This is a genomic window from Rhizobium tumorigenes (assembly GCF_003240565.2).
Classification (GTDB): domain Bacteria; phylum Pseudomonadota; class Alphaproteobacteria; order Rhizobiales; family Rhizobiaceae; genus Rhizobium; species Rhizobium tumorigenes.
This window is the reverse complement of record NZ_CP117255.1, coordinates 759,884-783,038: the sequence shown is the minus strand read 5'-3', so window position 1 is coordinate 783,038 and position 23,155 is coordinate 759,884. Positions and strand designations below refer to the sequence as shown.

18 protein-coding genes are annotated in these 23,155 nt (G+C 60.5%); 12 read left to right on the top strand and 6 right to left on the bottom strand.

The window, feature by feature from the left end; all coding sequences use genetic code 11:
- Positions 1 to 41: 41 nt before the first annotated feature.
- On the bottom strand, positions 42 to 308 hold the full coding sequence (locus PR017_RS03835) for a sel1 repeat family protein (RefSeq protein ID WP_111220376.1): 267 nt from the start codon (positions 306 to 308) through the stop codon (positions 42 to 44).
- Between the two features lie 493 nt (positions 309 to 801).
- Here PR017_RS03835 and PR017_RS03830 point away from each other — a divergent pair, with 493 nt between their 5' ends.
- Positions 802 to 972: a hypothetical protein gene (locus PR017_RS03830; protein ID WP_162604196.1), complete on the top strand. Its 171-nt coding sequence runs from the start codon at positions 802 to 804 to the stop codon at positions 970 to 972.
- A 117-nt stretch (positions 973 to 1,089) separates the two neighbouring features.
- Positions 1,090 to 2,583: an AMP nucleosidase gene (locus PR017_RS03825; protein ID WP_111220375.1), complete on the top strand. Its 1,494-nt coding sequence runs from the start codon at positions 1,090 to 1,092 to the stop codon at positions 2,581 to 2,583.
- Positions 2,584 to 2,630: 47 nt separating this feature from the next.
- On the opposite strand, the gene PR017_RS03820 is transcribed toward PR017_RS03825, so the two are convergent.
- Positions 2,631 to 3,602, bottom strand: coding sequence for a lysylphosphatidylglycerol synthase domain-containing protein (locus tag PR017_RS03820; protein ID WP_111220779.1), 972 nt, complete (start codon positions 3,600 to 3,602; stop codon positions 2,631 to 2,633).
- Positions 3,603 to 3,691: 89 nt separating this feature from the next.
- On the opposite strand from PR017_RS03820, the gene PR017_RS03815 reads away from it, so the two are divergent.
- Genes PR017_RS03815 through PR017_RS03805 form a run of 3 tightly spaced genes read left to right on the top strand, consistent with a single transcriptional unit; the run spans position 3,692 to position 6,831 of the window.
- A complete protein-coding gene (locus PR017_RS03815) occupies positions 3,692 to 4,711 on the top strand; it encodes a glycosyltransferase family 2 protein (protein WP_111220374.1) in 1,020 nt (339 codons plus the stop codon).
- Complete coding sequence (locus PR017_RS03810; RefSeq protein WP_111220373.1) at positions 4,704 to 6,200, top strand: glycosyltransferase family 39 protein; 1,497 nt, start codon at positions 4,704 to 4,706, stop codon at positions 6,198 to 6,200. The genes PR017_RS03815 and PR017_RS03810 overlap by 8 nt, the downstream gene beginning before the upstream one ends.
- Positions 6,201 to 6,240: 40 nt before the next feature.
- The gene (locus PR017_RS03805; protein WP_111220372.1) at positions 6,241 to 6,831 is read left to right on the top strand and encodes an NUDIX hydrolase; all 591 of its coding nucleotides are present in this window, start codon (positions 6,241 to 6,243) and stop codon (positions 6,829 to 6,831) included.
- 14 nt (positions 6,832 to 6,845) lie between these two features.
- On the opposite strand, the gene PR017_RS03800 is transcribed toward PR017_RS03805, so the two are convergent.
- Complete coding sequence (locus tag PR017_RS03800) at positions 6,846 to 8,213, bottom strand: aspartate aminotransferase family protein (protein ID WP_111220778.1); 1,368 nt, start codon at positions 8,211 to 8,213, stop codon at positions 6,846 to 6,848.
- Between the two features lie 80 nt (positions 8,214 to 8,293).
- Between PR017_RS03800 and PR017_RS03795 the strand changes: the two genes are divergently transcribed.
- Positions 8,294 to 9,646, top strand: a complete 1,353-nt coding sequence (locus tag PR017_RS03795) for a glutamine synthetase family protein (protein ID WP_240539012.1) — start codon at positions 8,294 to 8,296, stop codon at positions 9,644 to 9,646.
- A 9-nt stretch (positions 9,647 to 9,655) separates the two neighbouring features.
- Here the strand turns inward: PR017_RS03795 and PR017_RS03790 are convergent, their stop codons facing one another.
- Positions 9,656 to 10,603, bottom strand: a complete 948-nt coding sequence (locus PR017_RS03790; protein ID WP_111220370.1) for a diacylglycerol/lipid kinase family protein — start codon at positions 10,601 to 10,603, stop codon at positions 9,656 to 9,658.
- Positions 10,604 to 10,941: 338 nt separating this feature from the next.
- On the opposite strand from PR017_RS03790, the gene PR017_RS03785 reads away from it, so the two are divergent.
- From PR017_RS03785 to mgtE, 3 genes are all read left to right on the top strand, one after another.
- Positions 10,942 to 12,144 (top strand): MFS transporter, encoded by a 1,203-nt coding sequence (locus PR017_RS03785; RefSeq protein WP_240539011.1) that lies wholly within the window; start codon positions 10,942 to 10,944, stop codon positions 12,142 to 12,144.
- Between the two features lie 129 nt (positions 12,145 to 12,273).
- A complete protein-coding gene (locus PR017_RS03780; RefSeq protein ID WP_111220368.1) occupies positions 12,274 to 13,287 on the top strand; it encodes a zinc-binding alcohol dehydrogenase family protein in 1,014 nt (337 codons plus the stop codon).
- Between the two features lie 363 nt (positions 13,288 to 13,650).
- The gene (gene mgtE / locus PR017_RS03775) at positions 13,651 to 15,024 is read left to right on the top strand and encodes a magnesium transporter (RefSeq protein WP_111220367.1); all 1,374 of its coding nucleotides are present in this window, start codon (positions 13,651 to 13,653) and stop codon (positions 15,022 to 15,024) included.
- 64 nt (positions 15,025 to 15,088) lie between these two features.
- On the opposite strand, the gene PR017_RS03770 is transcribed toward mgtE, so the two are convergent.
- Entirely contained in the window at positions 15,089 to 15,619 is a 531-nt protein-coding gene (locus PR017_RS03770) for a GNAT family N-acetyltransferase (RefSeq protein WP_111220366.1), read from the bottom strand.
- 11 nt (positions 15,620 to 15,630) lie between these two features.
- The gene (locus tag PR017_RS03765; protein ID WP_111220365.1) at positions 15,631 to 17,295 is read right to left on the bottom strand and encodes an electron transfer flavoprotein-ubiquinone oxidoreductase; all 1,665 of its coding nucleotides are present in this window, start codon (positions 17,293 to 17,295) and stop codon (positions 15,631 to 15,633) included.
- Between the two features lie 252 nt (positions 17,296 to 17,547).
- On the opposite strand from PR017_RS03765, the gene PR017_RS03760 reads away from it, so the two are divergent.
- From PR017_RS03760 to PR017_RS03750, 3 genes are all read left to right on the top strand, one after another.
- Positions 17,548 to 18,336 carry an SDR family oxidoreductase gene (locus PR017_RS03760; RefSeq protein ID WP_111220364.1) on the top strand — a complete coding sequence of 263 codons (789 nt, stop codon included), beginning with the start codon at positions 17,548 to 17,550 and terminating at the stop codon, positions 18,334 to 18,336.
- Positions 18,337 to 18,731: 395 nt separating this feature from the next.
- Positions 18,732 to 19,967 (top strand): efflux RND transporter periplasmic adaptor subunit, encoded by a 1,236-nt coding sequence (locus tag PR017_RS03755; protein ID WP_111220363.1) that lies wholly within the window; start codon positions 18,732 to 18,734, stop codon positions 19,965 to 19,967.
- Positions 19,964 to 23,080 carry an efflux RND transporter permease subunit gene (locus PR017_RS03750; RefSeq protein ID WP_111220362.1) on the top strand — a complete coding sequence of 1,039 codons (3,117 nt, stop codon included), beginning with the start codon at positions 19,964 to 19,966 and terminating at the stop codon, positions 23,078 to 23,080. Before PR017_RS03755 ends, PR017_RS03750 begins: the two co-directional genes overlap by 4 nt.
- Positions 23,081 to 23,155 lie beyond the last annotated feature (75 nt).

Sequence of the window (23,155 nt, the reverse complement as noted above, 5' to 3'; positions counted from 1 at the left end):
GAGGTTATTGTTCTTGGTATTGATCGCCTGAGGACGTTGCCTCAGTGCATGGTCATCCACTCGCGAGCGGAGCGAAGGGCTGCTGCCAGTTGCATCTTCGTCAGCGTGGCAGCGACGTCGGCGCGGAGCTCGGCGGCGCGGTCGCAGCCCTTGATGGCTGCGATGTTCAGCCACTTGTGGGCTGAGATCAGGTCGATGTCGCAACCGCGGCCGGTTGCGTACATCAGGCCCATTTCGCAAAAGATATCGGCATTTTTTTCGCCACCCATGGTGGCCATTTCAGACGTCGTCATTTCAAAGCGTGCCATCGGTTCGGTCCCTGTTTCAGCCTGTTAGTGCAATCCCTGTTTTCCGTTGGACCGTTGCCGTCTTTGCGGCTTGGTAGTCTTCCGGGTGGCGGGTTTTCCCCGCTCGTTTGATGATTTGAGTATCGCAGACGGACTTCAAAAAGCGCTTAAAATGCTTGCTTAATTTGATGCAAACAAAGTGCAAATGCTTGGTAAACTTGGGATTTTGTTAAACATCGCAGGCCTTGCGAATTAAGGACTTTGCCCGGCATTTTACGAAAAATTAGGATCTGCAAATCAACCCTTTGCTAACCCTGAATCGAGCCGCGATTGTTGGCGCGTGATTTTTTCCGGCTCGTATTTGCCTGAATTTACCGTCTTGGCGATGCGAATTGAGGCCGACCCGACAAGCTGAACGCCGGATGAACCGTCGTATCAGCCGCCGTTCAGACGAACCGTGGCAGAAAGGCGTCAGGATCAAGGGCGATCCGTTCGAACAACGGGGGAAATGGACATGGCAATTCTGGCGCGGCGCTTCACCATCATCACTTTGGTTTCCGCAGTTTTCGCCATCAGCTTTTCGGCAGCCGTCCTGCACAGCGGTGGCAGCGGTTCGCAATCGCACTTCGGCGCAAATTTCACCTGCCTGCAATCGACAAGCTCCTATTGCTCGACAGTTCAGTAAAGGGTCGCGGGCTGGCATCTTCCCGGACGCCCCAGATGGGGCAAAGAATCCTGCGGAAATCCCGGCTGCCACTGTTGCCGTCATTTGCTTGTTGGAGACAGCACTCTATAATGGCGCATGAGCAACAAATTCTCTCCGCTGGACGTATCATCACCCGAACCCTTCGCGCCCGTTACCTTTGACGATCCGGTCAAAGCTGTCGATGCTTTGACCGAGCTCTATGACAGGAACACGGCCTTCCTGATCGGCAAATTCGCCGAACTCGCCGAGGGGGAGCCGATCTCTGCTCGTTTTCGGGCGTTTTATCCGCAGGTCAGCATCGAGACCACCAGCTTCGGACATGTCGATTCGCGGCTGTCCTACGGTCACGTCACGGCGCCCGGCATCTACACCACCACGATCACCAGGCCCGTACTTTTCCGGCACTATCTCACGGAGCAGCTGGCGCTGTTGATGCGCAGCCACAACGTACCCATTGTCGTGTCCGAATCGACGACGCCGATCCCGTTGCATTTCGCTTTCGGCGAAGGGGCGCATGTCGAAGCTTCGGCCGCGACATTTGCCGACATTCCAATGCGCGATCTTTTCGATACGCCGGATCTGAACACGACCGACGACGAGATTGCCAATGGCGAATATATCCCTCCGCCCGGCCAGCCCTCGCCGCTGGCACCGTTCACCGCCCAACGCATCGACTATTCGCTGGCGCGGCTCGCTCACTACACGGCGACCAGTGCGGCCCATTTCCAGAATTTCGTGCTGTTCACCAACTATCAGTTCTATATCGACGAGTTCTGCACCTGGGCACGTGATCTGATGGCCAAGGGCGGCGAAGGCTACACTGCGTTCGTCGAACCGGGCAACATCATCACCAATGCCGGATCGAGCTCGCCTGATACCGATATCGCTTCGCCGCGACTGCCGCAGATGCCGGCCTACCACCTGAAGAAGAAAGGCCATGCCGGGATCACCATGATCAACATCGGCGTCGGCCCCTCCAACGCCAAGACGATCACCGACCACGTCGCGGTGCTTCGACCGCATGCCTGGCTGATGCTCGGCCATTGCGCCGGCCTGCGCAACAGCCAGCGGCTCGGAGACTACGTGCTTGCCCACGCCTACATGCGCGAAGACCATGTGCTCGACGACGACCTGCCAGTCTGGGTGCCGATCCCGGCACTGGCCGAGGTGCAGGTAGCGCTGGAGGCAGCGGTGGCAGAGATTACCGGCTACGAGGGTTTCGAGCTGAAGCGGATCATGCGCACCGGCACGGTCGGTACCATCGACAACCGCAACTGGGAACTGCGCGACCAGGCTGGGCCGGTCAAGCGCCTGTCGCAGGCCCGTGCCATCGCCCTCGACATGGAATCGGCAACGATCGCGGCCAACGGATTTCGCTTCCGCGTGCCCTACGGCACGTTGCTCTGCGTCTCGGACAAGCCGCTGCATGGCGAACTGAAGCTACCGGGCATGGCGACCGCCTTCTATCGGACGCAGGTCAACCAGCATCTGCAGATCGGCATCCGCGCCATCCAGAAGCTCGCTGCCATGCCGCCAGAAGCGCTGCATTCACGCAAGCTGCGTAGCTTCTTCGAGACGGCGTTCCAGTAGGAACACGCGCACCGCCCTCTTGCCCACCTGGTGAGAGAGCGGTGGTATCAGGCCAACGTTTGCACCCGGCCCTTGGACATCGCCAGTCCCAGCGCCGTACCGATGAGTGCGGAAACGATAACTAGCAGATGGCCGTTGATGCTGGCCTGTGCCAACGTGGTGAGCGACGCCTTGTCGGAGGGAGCACCGAAGGCCAGCGCACCCGCGGTAATGCCGGCGGGATAGGTGCCTACACCGCCGGGCGCGTGCACCGGCAGCACGGATGAAAGCTCGCCACCAAGAGCGCCGCCAAAACTCGCCGCAAGCGGGGTGACCTGCATAAGGCCGAGTGCCCAGGCGAGCACGAGCACCTTGACCAGCCAGTTAACGATGGTTATCAGCCAGGCGCGTGCAAAAGCGGATGCGTTTATGGGCAAGCCCCGCTCGATCTCGAGGACGACGGACTGCGCCTTTGCAGGCAGCGCCTTGGCGGCTAGCCGGACCAACGGGCGGCGCACCGCAAAGGCTGCGACCGGCAAGAGCAGGAAACAGCACCAGAGCAACCAGGCAACGGCTTCATGCGTTGATGTTACGGCGAGGCCCATGCCGGCGGCGGCGAGGAGCGCATGGAGGTCGAGCAATCGCATGACCAGCAACGCCGCGGTGCTGCGGACCAGCGGAATGCCGAATTCGGAGCGCATCAAAAGCGGAAAGCTGGTTTCGCCGGTGCGGAACGGCATCATGATGTTGAGCAGGTTGTGGATCTGCGTGACACGGAAAAGGGCTGCGAAGTGACCCTTCGTCTCGCCTGGGAAATAATCGTAGATACGCCATGTCCGCAGGAAGTACGTGCCGGTCAGCAATGTGAGGGCGACGACGATGGGCAAGAGGCCGACTTTTGCCCATTCCGCAAGGATGACGCTCCAGCCCCAGAACCATTCTATGAAGGCCGCGTAGAGCAAGACGACTCCCAGGGTCAGCAGCGTCATCCGGTTTCGAATAAACCAGGATTGTCGGGTGGCAACCATTGGACTCTTCATGTAGGAAAGCACCCGTGTGAGCTCTGGCTGACGGTACGAACTTTGCTCGCCCGGCCACCGATCATAGCGGCTTTTAGGAGAAAGTAGCGTTGCAGACAACGGCAGAGTCTAATCGGCTTCACGCGGATACCGTCAATCCAGTCGAGCTTTCGCTGGTCGTGCCTGTTTTCAACGAGGAAGACAGTGTCGGCCCGTTGATCGAGCGTATCACCCAGTCGATGGCCATTTTTCCCGGTCGCTGGGAACTGATCCTGATCGATGACGGCAGCACGGATGCGACCTTGGTCAACGCCCGGAGCTATCTTGGCCAGGAAGGCCTGATCCTGCGACTTGTCGAACTGCAGCGGAATTTCGGCCAGACGGCGGCGATGCAGGCCGGCATCGACGCGGCCACCGGACGACTGATCGCCACGATGGACGGCGACCTGCAGAACGACCCGAAAGACATTCCTGCCATGGTCGCCGAACTGGAACGCCGCGACCTCGATCTTCTCGTCGGCTGGCGCAAGGATCGCCAGGACGGACTGCTTTTGCGCAAGATCCCGTCATGGTGCGCCAATTACCTGATCGGCCGGACGACGGGCGTAAAGATACACGACTACGGCTGCAGCCTGAAGATCTACCGGACCGCGATCATCAAGCAGGTCAAGCTGATGGGTGAGATGCACCGCTTTATCCCGGCCTGGGTCGCCAGCGTGGTACCGAGTTCGCGGATCGGCGAAATGGTCGTCAGCCACCATGCCCGCGCCCATGGCAAGTCGAAATACGGCATATCGCGGACGTTCCGGGTCATCCTCGACCTTCTCTCCGTGATGTTCTTCATGCGCTACAAGGCCCGTCCCGGCCATTTCTTCGGGTCGCTCGGCCTCGGCTTCGGCGCGCTGGCGCTGGTCATCATGGCCTATCTGTTCGTCGACAAATTCATCATGGGCAACGATATCGGCACCCGGCCGATGCTGATGGTCGGCGTCGTGCTGCTTCTGGCCTCCGTACAGATGGTCACCACCGGCATTCTGGCCGAGATGATTGCCCGCAACTATTACCGCGACGACACGTCGCCAAACTACATCGTCCGGACAATCTTCGATCGGGATCATCCCCATGCATAGGCTGCTGGTCCGCAAGCCCGATACCGTGATCCTTCTTCTGGCAGCCTACTTCTGCCTCGAGTTTGTCGTCCGCATGCTCATGCCGCACAGCATGCGCTACGACGAATCCCAGCAGGCGTTCTTTTCGCAATGGCTGACGCTCGGCTACGATTCGCAACCGCCGCTGTATAATTGGCTGCAGACAGCGTTCGTTTCGGTCTTCGGCCTGTCGCTGGCGATCATTTCCGTCGTCAAGAACCTCGTGCTGTTTCTGATCTACCTGACCTATTACAAGCTCGCCCGCCTGGTGCTGGCCGACAAGCTGTTTGCCGTCATCGCCACCCTGTCGCTGCTGACCATTCCGCAGCTCTTCTGGGAGGCGCAACGCGATCTCACCCATACGGTCGCCCAGATGGTGACCATCAACCTGTTTCTCTATGGTGTCATCCGGACGCTGAAGACGCCGTCATGGACCGGATACCTGATCACCGGCGTGGCACTCGGCCTCGGCATGTTGTCGAAATACAATTTCGCACTGCTGGCCGCAGCCACCGTCGTTGCCGTGTTCCTGCACCCGCAAGGCCGCGCCCGGATTTTCGACAAGCGATTTGTCGTGACTGTGCTGATAGCACTGATCATCTTCCTGCCACACGGCCTGTGGCTGCTCCACAATTTCGACCTGGCCTCCGGCCGCACGCTCGGGATCATGGAGCAGGACGCGCCGAAGAGCCATTGGGCGAAACTCTTCCAGGGACCGCTCGAGTTTTTCAAGCTCGCCATCGTCATTTGCCTGCCGACCGCCGTCGTCTACGCTCTGGTTTTCGGGAAAGGGATGTTTGCCAGCCTGAAGATGTCGAACGAATGGACGCGTTTCCTTGCGACGATCTTCGTTGCCGTCGCGGTTCTGGTGCTGGTTCTGATTTTCGGCATCGGCATGACTGCAATGCGCGACCGCTGGCTGCTGCCGTTTCTCTTCCTGCTGCCGATCTACCTTTGCCTCAAGATGGAGATTGCCGGGCTGCGTGGCGAGGACTTTGCCAAGCGTTTCGTCTACATTCCGATTGCGCTGATGTTGCTCATCCCGACAGCCCTGCTGACCCGCGTGACCGTGCCGGGCCTGTTCGGCACCTATGAAGCCTACAATGTTCCCTATGCCGATTTTGCCAGCCAGATTGTCAGCACAGAAGGCAGGACGCCGGGGCTTGTGATGACGGACGACTGGCTTCCGGCCGGCAACCTCAAGCTCCAGTTTCCTGACGTGCCCGTCATGTCGCGGTTTTTCGGCAACCTGACGCTGCCCTACCAGTGGACGGCAGAGCGACCGGTGCTGCTCGTCTGGCTGCCGAAGAAGGGGCGTGATGCCATGCCGCCCGTTCTTGCCGAATGGGTCAGCACCTCGCTCGGACCGCAATATGTAAACGCGGTCGTTCGCCAGGCGGATGTCGGCTACATCAACGGCAAGCCCGGTGACACGGCACATTTTGCCTATGCCTGGATCTATCCTCAGTAACGACTTCCGCCATCCACTCTTCAAAACTCGGAGGCAAGCCATGGCTGCAAGCGATCAAACCAAGCCCGCGCATGTCAATCTTGCTCCGTGGGACATCAAGAGGTCGAGCTACTCGCTGCGCGATCGCTGGCTGACGGTCAGGGCCGACGATTGCGTGACATCCGAAGGCGTCGAAATCGCTCCCTATTATGTCCTCGAGTATAGCGACTGGGTTCAGGTCGTGGCGATCGATACCGAGGACAATATTCTTTTGCTCAGGCAATATCGTCATGCCTTAGGCCGTATCTCGCTGGAATTGCCTGGCGGTGCTATTGATGCTGAAGATGTCAACCCGGTGCAGGCGGCGCAGCGTGAACTGCGGGAAGAAACCGGATTTTCGGCGGCGGAGTGGCTGCCGGTGGCGTCTTTGTCCCCGAACCCGGCAACCCATACCAATCTCTGCCATATCGTTCTGGCGCTCGGAATGGAATGCAACTCGCTTCCGGATAACAATCCGACAGAGCGGACCGAGATCGTTCGAGTACCTATTCGCGAAGCTATCAGGATGATGCTGGCTGGAGACATGATCCAGGCCATTCATGTCGCAGCCCTGACGCTTGCTCTGCACAAGGCAGGGAAATGGATCGTCTGACCAGGATGGTCGGTTCAGGCGGTGGTTCCTGGCCAGACAGCATCCAGCGCCAGACGTGCAATGCCTACCATCGTGTCGACCTCTTCGCGGCTGATGATCAGGGAGGGCGAGGCTAGCATGCGGTCGGCGGTGGCGCGCAGGACGAGGCCGTTGGCCAGCGCGTGATTGCGAACCATGGCGCCGACGGCATCCGGCTTGTCGAAGCGGCGGCGCGTGGTCTTGTCAGCGGCAAGCTGCAGGGCGCCCATCAGTCCGACGCTGACGGCTTCGCCGACCATAGGGTGATCGGCAAGGTTTCCCCATTTTGCAGCGAAATAGGGGCCAATGTCATAGCGCACGCGCTCGACGAGATGCTCGTCCTCGATAATGCGCAGGTTTTCGAGTGCGGCGGCAGCGCAGACGGGATGGCCGGAATAGGTGAAGCCGTGGTTGAATTCACCGACGTCGTTGATCAGCACATCGGCAACGCGGTCTCCAACCAGCACGCCGCCAATTGGCAGATAGCCTGATGAAAGGCCCTTGGCGATGGGTGCAAGGTCCGGCGTGAAACCGTAGTGCTGGAAGCCGAACCATTCGCCGAGGCGCCCGAAGCCGCAGATCACCTCGTCTGAAACCAGCAGGATATCGCGTGCCTTGCAGATCCGATCGATCTTCGGCCAGTAGGTCGAGGGCGGTATGATGACGCCCCCCGCGCCCTGTATCGGTTCGGCAACGAAGGCGGCAACGTTGTCGTCGCCGAGCTCGTCGATCTTCTCCTCAAGCTCGCGTGCCACCTTGAGCCCAAAGGCCTCCGGCGTCAGATCGCCGCCCTCGGCGTACCAGTAGGGCTGCCCGATATGGACGATCCCCGGGATCGGCAGGTCGCCTTGCTCATGCATGTATTTCATGCCGCCGAGGCTGGCGCCGGCGACAGTCGAGCCGTGGTAGCCGTTGCGGCGCGCGATGACGATCTTCTTGGAAGGTTTGCCGAGAGCGCTCCAGTAAACGCGCGCCATGCGAAACCATGTGTCGTTCGCCTCGGAACCGGAGTTGGTGAAGAAGATGTGGTTGAAGTTGGGCCCGGCGTGGGAGCAGACCTTCTCGGCAAGCAGGGTTGCCGGCGTGGTGGTCGTGCCGAAGAAGGTGTTGTAATATGGGAGTTCGTTCATCTGCCGTGCGACTGCATCGGCGATCTCCCTGCGTCCGTATCCGATGTTGACGCACCAGAGGCCGGCAAAACCATCAAGGTACCTCTTGCCGAGGCTGTCGAAGATATGGACGCCCTCGCCCCGCTGGATGATGCGCGCGCCTTCGGTATTCAGCTTCCCGGTATCGGCGAAGGGATGCAGGTGATGGGCTGCATCGATGGCGGCGAGATTGGACAAGGGTTTCGTCTCGGTCATCGTCTGCAAATCCTTCGGAATTGAAAGGCCGGGCTTGATCGGCTACGACCATGGCTGGGCATCCGGGGATTTTCAAGAGCATGACGGTCGGGACCGCAAAAGACGACACGCTGGACGCTGCGGCTCGCATCGAGGTGCTGACCGTCGACATGAACGGCCGGCTGCGCGGTAAGCAGATCCCGCTTTCGGCGGAGAAAAAGGTCTGGGCCGGCGACGTGCGCCTGCCGCTGTCAACTCAGACGCTGGATATCTGGGGTTGCGACAATGATGAGTTGAACGGCTTGTCGATGACGATCGGCGATCCCGACGGAAGCTGCATCGCAGATCCGCGTACCCTGGCACCTATGCCCTGGGCACCGGCAGGATCCTGCCAGGTGCTGGCGACGATGCATGAGCTGGGTGGCGGGCCGAGCTTCATGGATCCGCGTGCCATCCTTGCCGCCGTTGTCGAGCGCTATCGGCTGATGGGGCTGACGCCGGTGGTCGCGACGGAGCTGGAGTTCTACCTGCTGGCGGCGGATTGGCGCGAGACTGGCATTCCGTCGCCGCCCGCGGCCCTCACCTATCGTGGCGAACCGGACGGCTTTCAGCTCTACGACATGGATGCCGTCGACCTGCTTGGCGATTATCTCGAGACGCTGCGCGCCTATGCCCGGGCGCAGGGCCTGCCCGCAGATGCGACGACTGCCGAGTTCGGGCCGGGCCAGTTCGAAGTGAACCTGCTGCACAGGCCCGACGCTCTGGCTGCCGCCGATGACTGCATCGGCCTGAAAAGAATCGCGGCCCAGGCGGCAAGACAGCATGGGTTGAAAGCGACCTGCATGGCCAAACCCTATACCGAACATGCCGGCTCCGGACTTCACGTCCATGTCAGCATTCTCGACAAGGATGGCCGCAATATTCTTGACGCCGAGGGCGGTGACCCAACCAAGTTGAAATCTGTGTGTGCCGGGTTGCTGCGTACGATGAAGGAAGCGCAACTGGTATTTGCACCTTTTGCGAACTCCTATCGCCGCCTCCAGCCGGGATCGTTTGCACCGGTCGACATCGACTGGGGTTACGATCATCGCGGCACGGCGCTGCGTATTCCGGAAAAAAACGGTGCCGGCGCTCGCATCGAGCACCGCGTTGCCGGCGCGGATGCCAATCCCTATCTCGCAATTGCCGCGATCCTCGGCGGCATGCTGGGCGGCCTGACGGAAGATCTGGACCCCGGGCCTGAGGCCACCGCCGCTGCGCCCGCTATCGGCGCATCGAAGCTGACCCATGATTTCCTGACAGCCGTGGAGCGCTTTCGTGCCTCTGCCTTCACAAGGGAGATTTTTGGCGACAGATACCAGACAATGTTTGCGGACACGAAGGAAAAGGAAGCCATCCATTTTTTGCGCAGCGTTTCGGATCTCGACTACCGGACATATCTGCCGCGCATATAGTCCACTTGCTCAGACCGGAGGCGCCTCGGTACTCTGCTCGACGGAAACGCGGCTTGCCGTTCCCTGGGCAACCATGACCTTCAGCTCGCGCGGATGGAGTTTCAGCTCCACATCGCGCTCAAGCCGCAACAGTTCGCCGTCGATCACGCAATGAGCCCTGGACCTCATCTTCGGATAGTGCAGGTGCAGCGACTGCGTGTGCATGACCATGACATCTACGTTGTCGCGGAATTTGCCGCGCAGCATGTCGAAGGCCAGCCGGGTTACGCCCAACGGTTTCATCGGCTTGGCAAGATAGAAACCAAGTGTTCCGGTCGTCAGGTCGTCTGCGTAGAGCAATGCATTCTGTCCGAACGGGTTGTTCGACACGGAGACGGCGGACACGTGACGGCGCTCTTTCTTGCCGTCAATATCGAACTCGACATCGAACTCCGGTGGATTGAAGACAACGCCGAGGGCTGCACGCATGCTGGCCGACATCTTGCCGATCCGCGAGCTGAAGGTGAAGGAATTGCGATAGCGCACCAGGCGCGCGTGCATTCCGGCAGAATACTGGTGGATGAAGGGCCGGCCGTTGGCGCTGCCGATATCGACTGCATCGACCTCGCCGTTGGCGATCACATCGAGCACTTGCCAGATATCCAGCGGAAGTTGAAGAGAGCGGGCAAAGAGGTTCATGGTACCGGCCGGCACAACGCCGAGTGCAATCTTGTTTTTCCAGGCGACGGAAGCCGCCGCCGAAATCGTGCCGTCGCCACCGCCGGCAATGATGCCCTCGATGTCATCGCGCCGCGCCGCGCGTTCCATGGCGGGCACGATTTCCTTTCCGGACACCACCTGACATTCGAAGTCATGGCCGGCGTCGCGGAAAACCTTTTCCGCATGGATACGGTAGGCATTCATGTCCGTTGTCCGGAATGTGCCACCGTCTTGGTTGAAAAGTCCGATAAGCTTCATAGAGGATCCCGGTTTCCTCATTTCGGACCGCCGATATCAGACAGCCCATGCAATTCTCTCGCTAAGATGGCCTGTCGTCGAGCAAAATCAAGACAATCCCGTCACTGCAACGTGAAGAAAGGTGAGCGCCGGTCGTTGACATACGTATGCACAACCGCCCGTGCTGCGGTGCGAAAAACGCAGGGGACGCGGCTATCCTTTTGATTCATATTCACCGCGAGGTGCGTCGCGCCATCCCAAATTTTCCGATCTGTGACCGGGGCTGGCGTCAAGTTAACTGGCGCTGCAAAAAGCCTCCTGCAGCCAGCCTATCTGGAGCTTCCGTGACCGACCTTGTCATCGACAACCTCGATCCGCCATCCACAGTCGAAGCTCCGTCGAGCACTGCCGTCGCACTTGTCATGCTGGCACTTGCCATGGGCGGTTTCGGCATCGGTACCGGCGAGTTCGTCATCATGGGACTGCTTCCCAATGTCGCCGATACATTCCATGTGACGACGCCGGAAGCAGGATATGTCATCAGCGCCTATGCGCTTGGCGTCGTCATCGGCGCGCCGGTGATTGCGGTGCTGTCGGCCAAGCTTGCCCGGCGGACATTGTTGCTGCTGCTGATGACGGTGTTTGCCGCCGGCAACATCATGAGCGCTTTCGCGCCGACGTTTGCAAGCTTCACGCTGCTGCGTTTCCTGACCGGTCTGCCGCATGGAGCCTATTTCGGGGTTGCAGCCCTGGTGGCTGCCTCCATGGTGCCGATCCATCGGCGTGCACGGGCTGTCGGACGCGTCATGCTCGGGCTCACCATCGCGACGTTGATCGGCACGCCGATCGCCACGTTCCTCGGGCAGCTGCTCGACTGGCGGGCCGCATTCATGATGGTTGGGGGCCTCGGCGCCCTGACGGTCCTGCTGATCGCCTTGTTCCTGCCGAAAGACAAGGTTGCCGAGGGCGCCAGCGTTCTGCGCGAACTCGGAGCTCTGGTGCGCGTCCAGGTCTGGCTGACGCTCGCCATCGCTGCCGTCGGCTTCGGCGGCATGTTCTCGATATTTACCTACATCGCCTCGACGACAACGGATGTCGCCCACCTCTCGGTGGGAATGATCCCGGTCGTGCTGGCGCTATTCGGCATCGGCATGAATGTCGGCAATGTCGTCGGCTCGCGGCTCGCCGATATCTCGCTGAAGGGCACAATCGGCGGCATGCTGGCTTTCAATGTCGTCATCATGACGCTGTTTTCGATGACTGCTGCCGATCCCGTCATGCTGTGCGTCTGCACCTTCCTGATCGGATGCGGCTTTGCTGCCTGTCCTGCCGTCCAGACCCGGTTGATGGATGTGGCAGCCGATGCCCAGACGCTGGCCGCCGCCTCCAATCACTCGGCCTTCAACGTCGCCAACGCGCTCGGCGCATGGCTGGGCGGCATTGCCATCGCCTGGGGCTACACTGCGGCTGCCACCGGCTATGTCGGCGCCATCCTTTCGGTCGGTGGCCTCGCGGTATTCGGCATATCCGTTGCGCTGGAGCGTAAGGCCGGGATCGTCTAGCCTCATCCTCCCAGGACATTCACGGCGCACTTTGACGGCCTCGATAGAGCCCAACTCGGACGATGCTCCTTGCGTTGCCGATTGACGATGCGCATCTAACGTGTTTCGCTACAAACACAGGAGTCCCCCATGCGCGCCGTCGCTTATCAGAATCCAATGCCGATCGCAGCCGAAAGCGCACTGATCGACGTCGACCTGCCAATGCCGGTAGCCAGCGGACGGGATCTGCTCGTCGAGATCAAGGCCGTTTCCGTGAACCCCGTCGATACCAAGGTCCGTGCCGGCGTGACACCCGAGGGCGGCCAATACAAGGTTCTCGGATGGGATGCGGCCGGCATCGTCAAGGCGACGGGTCCGAAGGTCAGGATGTTCAAGCCGGGAGACGAGGTCTACTACGCCGGAGCCATCGATCGCGGCGGCTCGAATGCCGAATTCCATCTGGTGGACGAGCGCATCGTCGCTCTGAAACCGAAAAGCCTCGATTTCGCAGCCGCTGCGGCACTGCCGCTCACCGCCATCACGGCTTATGAGACACTGTTCGACCGCCTTAAGGTGCAGGACACGGTTCCAGGTGCTTCGCGGACGATCCTGATCATCGGCGGTGCCGGCGGCGTCGGCTCGATTGCCATACAGCTGGCGTGCACGCTGACGGACCTGACCGTCATTGCCACCGCGTCGCGTCCTGAAACGCAAAGCTGGGTCCGGGAACTCGGCGCTCACCATGTCATCGACCATTCCAAGCCGTTGGCGCCACAGATCGAGGCACTGGGTCTTGGAGCACCGGCGTTCGTGTTCTCGACGACCAATACCGGAAAGCACCTTGCCGACATCGCCGAAGCGATCGCTCCGCAGGGTCGCTTTGCGCTGATCGATGACCCCAAGACGCTCGATATCATGGCATTCAAGCGCAAGTCGATCTCGGTTCACTGGGAGCTGATGTTCACGCGCTCGCTGTTCCAGACTGCCGACATGATCGAGCAGCACAACCTTCTGACCGAGGTGGCAGGGCTTGTGGACACCGGCAGGGTGCGCACGACCTTGACCGAAACGCTCGGCACCATCAACGCTGCCAACCTCAAAAAGGCACATGCGATGCTGGAAAGTGGCGCGACGAAGGGCAAGATCGTACTGGCAGGATTTTAAAGGTTTCAAGGCTTTCTAGCAAAATGTGAAGACAGGGGAGCCGAGTCACTACGCGGCTTTCCTGTCTTAAATTGCAGACGCCATCCCGCACCTCAACCCAACGATGCAGTTTTTCACTGTCGTGAAAAAAGCGATGCAGCAACAGGTCCAAGCCCCTATCGCGCTTGACTTTTCGGGCATTTGGCGCGATTTCTCGCGGCGTGGAGGTCAATGACATCCATGCCGATCAACCGGAGTCATCTCACGATGCCTAGCGACAGTAGCAGTCGATTGCCTATGCCGTCAGCGGCCTTCGTGCAGTAACCGACTCCTGTCGGCTCGCCACGATCCGCCGCTGCGGCGGATCGACAGAAAGGCGAGCTCATGAACCTTAACAGCTTACCCGTTCGGGCCGGCCACGCCGCCCTTAACCTCCTGCACGAAACGCGCGGCATCACCACCGCAGAGCGCGTCGAACGGCTCAATGCCCTCGACGTGAGAGAGGCAGCCGCGACACTGGCGACATTGTCGCTGCAGAAGGCGGTGCATGTCCTCAACCAGCCGGAGCTGCACAACGCGGCCGACATCGTGACCGCGATGCCGCCGGAGCATGCGGCAAAGTTGCTCAACGCCACCGCCAACGACCGCGTTGCCGACATTATCCTCGAAATGGACGAGGATGTCCGGGATGCCCTCGTCGCGCGGCTGGACCTTGCGACGCAACAGGCGATCAAGGCCCTGATGGGCTATCCGCCACGCACGGCGGGTGCCATCATGACGACGGAGTATGTGAGCGTGCCGGACGACTGGACCGTCGGCCAGGCGCTGCAGCACGTCCGCCAGGTGGAGCGCTCCCGCGAGACCGTCTACGCCATCTACGTGCTCGACAGCCTGACACATGCGTTGACCCATGTTGTCACACTGCGCCGGCTGATCAATGGTGAGAACGACGCGTCGATCCTCACGGTTGCCCAGATGGGCGAACCGGTGACGGCGTATCCGCTGATGAGACAGGAGGATGTCGCGCGCCTGATCCGCAAGCACAACCTGCTGGCGCTGCCGATCGTCAACGACGAACAGAAGATGCTGGGGATTGTCACGGTCGACGATGTCATCGACACGATGATTGCCGACACCACGGAGGACGCCCAGAAATTCGGCGGCATGGAAGCACTCGGCAAGCCTTACATGCAGATCAGCTTCACCGGCATGATCCGCAAGCGCGCCGGCTGGCTGGCGGCACTGTTCCTCGGCGAAATGCTGACTGCAAGTGCCATGCAGCATTTCGAGGGTGAACTGGAAAAGGCGGTCGTGCTGACGCTGTTCATCCCGCTGATCATGAGCTCCGGCGGCAATTCCGGCTCGCAGGCGACGTCGCTGATCATCCGGGCGCTGGCGCTCGGCGAACTCAAGCTTTCCGACTGGTGGAGAGTACTCCTGCGCGAATTGCCGACCGGCATCACGCTCGGCGCAATTCTCGGGCTTGTCGGCTTCGTCCGTATCGTTGCCTGGCAGCAGCTGGGGTTGTTCGACTATGGACCGCACTGGCAGCTGGTGGGGCTGACGGTGTTCGGTGCGCTGATCGGCATCGTCACTTTCGGCTCGATTTGCGGCTCGATGCTGCCGTTCATCCTGCAGAAGATGCGGCTCGATCCCGCCAGCGCCTCGGCGCCGTTCGTGGCGACGCTGGTCGATGTCACTGGGCTGGTGATTTATTTCACCGTTGCCCTGGCGATCCTCAGCGGCACCCTGCTCTGATGCCTGTCAGGCGGGCGGCTACCGCCCGCCAATCATCGGCGGATTGCACTCGACGTGCAAACCATCAGTTAAAACGCAGGATCATGGCCACACGCCGGTCTGCACCCATGCCGACGGAGACTTCGTTGTGCAGCGCTTTGCGCAGTTCAGGGACAAGGTCGCTGTCGACGATTTCCGAAAACCCCAGCCGGGCATAAAAAGGCGCGTTGAAAGGCACCAAACGATCCGTCGTCAGCGTCACGCCGCGCAGGCGACTGGCGCGGGCGGTTTCGATGGCTGTTGCCATCAGACGCCGGCCGACGCCCTTGCGTTGCCAGGCACGTGCAACGTCTACCTCCTGAATATAAAGCGTTTCGTCGCTTTGCGTGCCAGCGAGAAAGGCTACCGGCTGGTTCTCCTTGTCTGCGGCAACGAACAGCAGATCGTCGTCCAGCGATTGCCGCAGCAGGCTCTCCGGCAAGGCATGGGCTTCGCGGCCTCCACCACGCGCATCCGCAAGCGTTGCGAAGGCATCGAGTTCGATTTCCGTCAGCCGTGGCAACTCCTCAAGCCGGGCCAGCCGGATGATGAAGCTGTCGGCCGGATCTCCCGCCATCCCGGCGCTCCTCACATGTTCGGATAGACCGGCCCCTCACCACCCTGCGGCGGCACCCAGTTGATGTTCTGGTTCGGGTCCTTGATGTCGCAGGTCTTGCAGTGAACGCAGTTCTGGGCGTTGATGACGTAGGTTTCCGTTCCGTCCTTCTCTACCCATTCATAGACACCGGCGGGACAGTAGCGCGTCGAGGGGCCGGCGTAGATGTCGTGTTCGGAGGATTTCTGCAGCGCCATGTCTTTGACCTGCAGGTGGACCGGTTCGTTTTCCTCGTGATTGGTGTTCGACAGGAAAACGGACGACAGGCGGTCAAAGGTCAGCACGCCATCCGGACGCGGATAGTCGATCTTCTTGTGCTTTGCCGCAGGTTCCAGCGAAGCGGCGTCGGTCTTGCCGTGATCGACGGTGCCGAAAAACGAGAAACCGAACAGCGAGTTGGTCCACATGTCGAGGCCGCCGAGCGCGACGCCGAGCACGGTGCCGAACTTCGACCATAGCGGCTTGACGTTGCGCACCCGCTTCAGGTCCTTGCCGATGTCGCTGCTGCGCCATTCGTTTTCGATCTCGATAACTTCGTCATTGGCACGACCGGCGGCAATCGCAGCGGCAATATTGTCAGCCGCCATCATGCCGGACAGCACCGCATTATGGCTGCCCTTGATGCGTGGAACATTGACGAAACCGGCCGAGCAGCCGATCAGCGCGCCGCCCGGAAAGGTCAGCTTCGGCACCGACTGCCAGCCGCCCTCGGTGATGGCGCGGGCGCCGTACGAAAGGCGCTTGCCACCTTCGAACGTGCCGCGGATGGCAGGATGGGTCTTGAAGCGCTGAAACTCTTCAAAGGGATAGAGATAGGGGTTCTTGTAGTTGAGGTGGACGACAAAACCGACGGCCACAGTGTTGTCTTCAAGATGGTAAAGGAATGAGCCGCCGCCAGTCTTCATGTCGAGCGGCCAGCCGAAGGAATGCTGCACCAGCCCCTGCTTGTGGTTCTCGGGCTTCACCTGCCACAGTTCCTTAATACCGATGCCGAACTTCTGCGGCTGGCGATCCTTTGACAGGTCGAACTTGGCGATCAGTTGCTTCGCCAGCGAACCGCGCACGCCCTCGCCGATCAGCACGTATTTGCCGAGCAACTCCATGCCGCGTGTGAAATTCGGGCCGGGCTCGCCATTCTTCTCGACGCCCATGTCGCCGGTGGCAACGCCGATAACGGCACCGGCGCTATTATAGAGTACCTCTGTCGCGGCAAAGCCGGGGTAAATCTCGACCCCGAGCCCCTCTGCCTTCTCGGCCAGCCATCGACAGACGAGGCCGAGGGAGACGATGTAGTTGCCGTGATTGCTCATCAGTGGCGGCATCAGGAAATTCGGCAAGCGGACAGAGCCGGCAGGGCCAAGCAGCATGAAATGGTCGGCTTTGACTTCCGTCTTGAAGGGATGCCCCTCCTCTGCACGCCAGCCCGGCAGCAGGCGGTCAATGCCGACAGGATCGACTACAGCTCCGGACAGGATATGCGCGCCGACCTCGGCGCCTTTTTCCAGCACGACGACGGTCAGGTCCGGATTGACCTGCTTCAGGCGGATAGCAGCCGACAGACCGGCCGGACCGGCGCCGACGATGACGACGTCGAATTCCATGCTTTCGCGTTCCGGCAGTTCCATTGCATCGGTCATTGCGTCGTCTCCACTTGGCCGTGCGCGCGGCCCTGTCCCCGTTTTGTCTTATCTCTTGTCAAAACGGAATGGGATTGTCGAGCCGGGATGCGACGCTGGCTCCCCCAATTCGCACAATCGACCGTGAGCCGAGCTTTCATGCCGTGGGCAATGGACAGACGGAAAAGACAGCGCATTTTTCTTCTACGCCGCCAGCAGCCGCTCTATATGAGGAGCATCGGCACAGGCCATCGAAAATGAAGGACGACCACAATGGATCTCGGCATCAAGGGAAAACGCGCACTCATCCTGGCGTCCTCGAAGGGACTTGGACACGGTATTGCCGTTGCGCTGGCGCGCGAAGGCACTGACGTGCTCCTCTGCGGTCGCAGCGGCGAAAGGCTGGCGGCGAACTGTGCGGCCATCAATGCCGAGGGAAATGGCAAGGCCTCCTGGCTGCAAGCTGATCTCGCCCATCCCGACTTCGTCAAAACACTCACCGAGGGAGTTGCGGAAAAGCTCGGCGGCCTCGACATCCTCGTCAACAACAGCGGTGGCCCTACTCCCGGCACCACCGAGGAGATGACCGCTGAGAACCTCGAGAGCTACTTTGTTACCATGGTGGCGCGCATCATCACCCTCACCAATGCGCTGCTGCCGGCCATGAAGGCGCAGGGCTGGGGTCGTATCCTGACCGTTGCATCATCCGGGGTCATCGAGCCGCTGGCTAATCTGGCTCTTTCCAACACTATGCGTCCGGCGCTTGCCGGCTGGAGCAAGACGCTGGCAAGCGAAGTTGCGAGCTACGGAGTGACCTCGAACATGCTGCTGCCGGGCAGCATCGCAACCGACCGTCTCGACGACCTCGACGGCGCAGCGGCAAAGCGTACGGGCCGTCCGATGGAAGACATTCGTGCCGAAAAGCAGGCACGCATCCCGGTCGGGCGCTACGGGCGGGTCGACGAATTCGCGGCGACGGCGGCCTTCCTCTGCAGCGAGCCGGCAAGCTACATCACCGGCTCGATGATCCGTTGCGACGGCGGAGCTGCGCGCTCCGTCTGATCGCGGATACCGAACCCGACATCGATCGCCGGGTTCGGACTGCTCTCAGTCTTGGAGACGATTAAGGTAAGTTAGGACTGTTGAGGCGACAACGCGCCTGCTGCAATCAGCGGAGGCATGTGTGAGCAATGAGAAATCGGGGGATGTAATTCCGGAGGGATTGACTGCCTTTTGGCATGCCGGGCGGCCCGAAGCTTTCCAAGTGTTAATTTTTCCCCGGAAATAACTGTGATAGATTGCCCGCCAATGGTTCGCCAGCCAAGATGAACTGAACGTATTCCAATGGTGCTGTAACGGAAATGTGAAATGTTACTCCGGCGCTGTTATCTTTGCGTTGGTTTCATTGCACATCTTCGGGCGCTTACTTGTGAAGTCGTTCCTGACCGGTAGCACATATGAAGAAATTCTGGATCACGCTGTGTCTCGTCATTGTCGCAGGTGCGGCGCTTTGGACTTACCGGGAACGTCTTCCTTATGTTTCTGCCCTGCTTGGAAAGGGCTCCACGTCGCCCGCAAGCGCCAGCACGGCCGAGAATGGCAATCGCAAGAAGTCAGGCGCGCCAGTCGTCGTCAAAACCGTTGCTGCAGTCGAGACGACCCTGCCGATGGATGTGACGGCCACGGGATGGGTGGTGCCGGTCGATTCGACGACCATAGCCGCGCAGGAAAGCGGCGTGATCACGCAGATCGTCGCGCAGGATGGAGCAACGGTAAAGGCCGGCGACCTGATTGCCAAACTCGATCCACGCACCGCGCAGGCCACCGTCGACAAGGACAAGGCGGTGTATGCCAAGGACCAGGCAACGCTGGCCCAGACAGAATCGGCGCTGACCCGCGCGATGAACCTTTTGAGCAGCAAGGCGGGCACCCAGGCAACGGCGGACGAGGCGCAGGAGGCGCGCGACGCAGCTGTGGCGACTGCTGCAGCCGACAAGGCGCAACTTGCGTCGGACGAGGTGCTGTTGGAGCACACCGATATCCGTGCGCCTTATGACGGACGGCTCGGCGACATCTCTCTCAGCCTCGGCGCTTATGTAAGCCCCGGCACCTCCATCGTCACGATCACCAAGTACGATCCTGCCTTTATAAAATTCAATTTGCAGGAAACCAGTCTGCGCCAGTTGCAGGAGGCGCTCGCGGCTGGTCCGGTTCCCGTCAGCACCGTTCCGCGCTCCGCCAAGGGTAAGCCTCGCCAGGGAGAAGTCAGCTTCTTCGATAACACGGTTGATTCCGCCTCGGGCACAATCATCGTCAAGGCAAAATTCGACAATGCCAATGGGGCGCTGTGGCCCGGAAGATCGGAAAACGTCTCCGTGCACTTCTCGGACAAGGAACCGCTGATCGTAGTGCCGACGGTCGCCGTGGCGCCAGGCCCGGACGGCTTTATTGCGTTCGTGGTCGGCAAGGACAGCAAGGTTCACGTCACGCCGGTAACTGTCGCGCGCGCCAACGGCGACCGCACAGCCGTGGCCAAGGGCCTCGCCGTCGGCGATCACGTCATCATCGAGGGCCAGTCGCAAGTGACGGACGGCCAGACGATCAAGGAAGAGTTCAGCGACGGCTCGGCGCAGAAGGTTGCATCCGCCGCTGACGGGAAGGCCGAAAACTTTGCGGTCGGAGCCCAGCCATGATCCCGCTTTTTTGTATCCAGCGTCCGGTCGCAACTACCCTGATCGCGATCGGCGTGGTTCTGGCCGGACTTGCCGGCTACCAGCTGATCCCGGTCGCAGCCCTGCCTCAGGTCGATTTCCCGACTATCAACGTTTCCGCCCAGCTGACCGGCGCTTCGCCGCAGACCATGGCGACATCGGTGGCGACGCCGCTGATCAAGCAGTTCGAGACAATTCCGGGCATCAGCGAAATCAGCTCGACCAATTCGCTCGGCAACACCAGCATCGTCCTGCAGTTCGATCTCAACCGCAGCATCGACGCTGCGGCCGCAGACGTCCAGGCGGCGATTTCCACGGCAACGCGGCAGCTGCCGAACAATTTGACGACGCCGCCAAGCTATCGCAAGACCAACCCGGCGGACGCACCTGTCATGCTGATCGCCGTGCAGAGCGATACCCTGCCGCGCAGCAAGCTCGACGATATCGCCGAGAACATCATTTCCCCATCGCTGTCGACATTGCCGGGCGTCGCGGAAGTGACGGTCAACGGTGCTCAGACTTATGCCGTGCGGATCGGCGTCGACCCCGACAAGCTGCTTGCCCGGGGCATCGGCATCGACACCGTCAATTCTGCGGTGGTCAACGCCAACAGCCAGGTGCCTGTCGGCACACTGCAGAACTCTGCGCAAAGCATGACCATCAATGCGGATACGCAGCGCACCAACGCCGCGCAGTTTCGCACGCTGGTCATCGCCAATCCCAACGGTGCGCCTATTCATCTGAGTGACGTTGCCAATGTTCAGGACAGCGTCGAAAACCAGAATATCGGTAGCTGGTATGACGGCAGCAGGGCCATCATCCTGTCGATCCAGCGCCAGCCCGATGCCAATACCGTCGATGTCGTCGACGAGATCAACAAGACGCTGCCGAAGCTGCATGCCGAGATGCCGGCATCGGTGAAGACGGTTGTCATGAACGATTCAGCCGCACCGATCCGGGAAGCGATCGGCGACGTCAAATTTACGCTGGCACTGACAATCGGGCTCGTGGTCCTCGTCATCTACCTTTTCACTGGCCACGTGATGGCGACGATCATTCCCGGGCTGGCGGTTCCGCTGTCGCTGGTTGCAACATTCGGCATGATGTATGTGCTCGGCTACAGCGTCGACAACATCTCACTGCTCGGGTTGACGATAGCGGTCGGGCTTGTGGTCGACGACGCCATCGTCATGCTGGAAAACATCCTCAGGCATGTCGAGAACGGCATGCCGGTGCGCCAGGCGGCCATCCAGGGCTCGGCGGAAGTCAGCTACACCATTATCTCGATGTCGATCTCGCTGATCGCGGTGTTCATCCCCATCCTGCTGATGGGCGGCGTCGTCGGGCGTATTTTCAACGAATTCGGCATGGTGGTGGCAATCGCCATCGTCTCGTCGGCAATCGTCTCGCTGACCGTGACGCCCATGCTAGGCTCGCGCCTGTCGAGCGGCCACAGTCATCCGCCGTATCCCGTTCGCCTTTTCAACAGGGGCTTCAACTGGACCGAGCGCAACTACGACAAGGGCGTTGCCTGGTGCCTGCGCAACCGCGCCATGGTGCTCGGCAGCTTCCTTGCCTCCGTGGGGCTATCGATCTACCTGTTCATGACCCTCCCAGCGAGCTTCTTCCCGACCGAAGATATCGGCCGCCTGCAGATTTCGACGCGCACCCGGCAGGATATTTCCTTTGCTGCGATGCGTGACCTTCAGAGCCAGGCTGCGGCACTGATCGAAAAGAACCCGGCTGTCGAACATGTCATGTCGATCGTCGGCGCCAGCGCCCGCCAGACGCTGAACAACGGCACGATGTATGCCCAACTCAAGGATAAGAAGGATCGTCCGCCGCTCAACCAGACGCTTCGGGAAATGCGGGCCGCCGTGGCGACAATCCCGGGCATCCAGGTGTTCATCAATCCGCAGCAGAGCCTGCGTTTCGGCGGACGACAGACGGCCAGCCAGTATCAGCTGGTGGTACAGGCCCTCAGTGCCGACCTGACAAATACCTGGGCCAACAAGCTACTGGTGGAGATGAAGAAGGATCCGCGCTTTACCGACGTGACGACCGACGCGCAGAACAACGCGCTGCAGGCGAATATCGTCATAGACACGGAGAAGGCTGCTGCCTACGGCATCAATAATGCCTCGCTTCGCACAACGCTGCAGGAAGCGTTCAGCGACTATGCCGCCGCGCAGATCCAGTCTACCGGCGACAGCTATGATGTCATCATCGAATACGATGCAAACCAGCCCTGGGACGACCAGAAGCTTTCGCGCATCCGCGTCTCGTCCTCATCCGGCGCGCAGGTGCCGCTCTCCAATTTCGCCCATATCGAGCGCAACACCGGACCTGTAACGATCAACCAGACAGGACAGCTGGTTTCGACGACCGTGTCGTTCAACCTGCCGGCTGGCGAGGCGCTCGGCGACGCGACGGCCATGATCGACCAGATCAAGAAGCAGATCAATATGCCGGCCGACGTCTTCACGTCCTATGGCGGTACGGCCCAGATCTTCCAGCAATCGCAGGGCAGCACGCCCTACCTGATCCTGGCCGCCGTGCTCACCATTTATGTCGTGCTCGGCGTGCTCTACGAGAGCTTCATCCATCCCCTGACCATTCTCTCCGGCCTGCCTGCAGCAGCGCTCGGGGCCTTGCTGGCGCTAAAAGTGTTTGGCTTCGACCTGTCGATCATTGCGCTGATCGGGCTCTTGATGCTGATCGGGATCGTCAAGAAAAATGCGATCATGATGATCGACGTGGCGCTTGAGACATTGCGGTCATCGGATAAGGTGTCGCCCGCAGAGGCCATTCATGAGGCGTGCGTCCGGCGTTTCCGGCCGATCATGATGACGACGTTTTGCGCCTTGCTCGGTGCCCTGCCGATTGCCATCGGTGGCGGCGCGAGTTCGGAACTCCGCCAGCCGCTTGGCGTCGCGGTCGTCGGCGGCCTCGTCGTGTCGCAGATCCTGACGTTGTTCATCACGCCCGTCATCTTCCTGGAGATGAACCGGCTCGACAATTTCGTCAGGCGCCTCGGCCGCAGGAAAGAGCAGCCGCAGCAGGAGAACCCTCCGACCGCGATCGCGGCAGAATGACCTCTGGCCTGCCCGGAGAGATTTCAGGGCCTCCACCATCTTGCGCAGCCTGATGGCCTATGCGATGACGCGCCC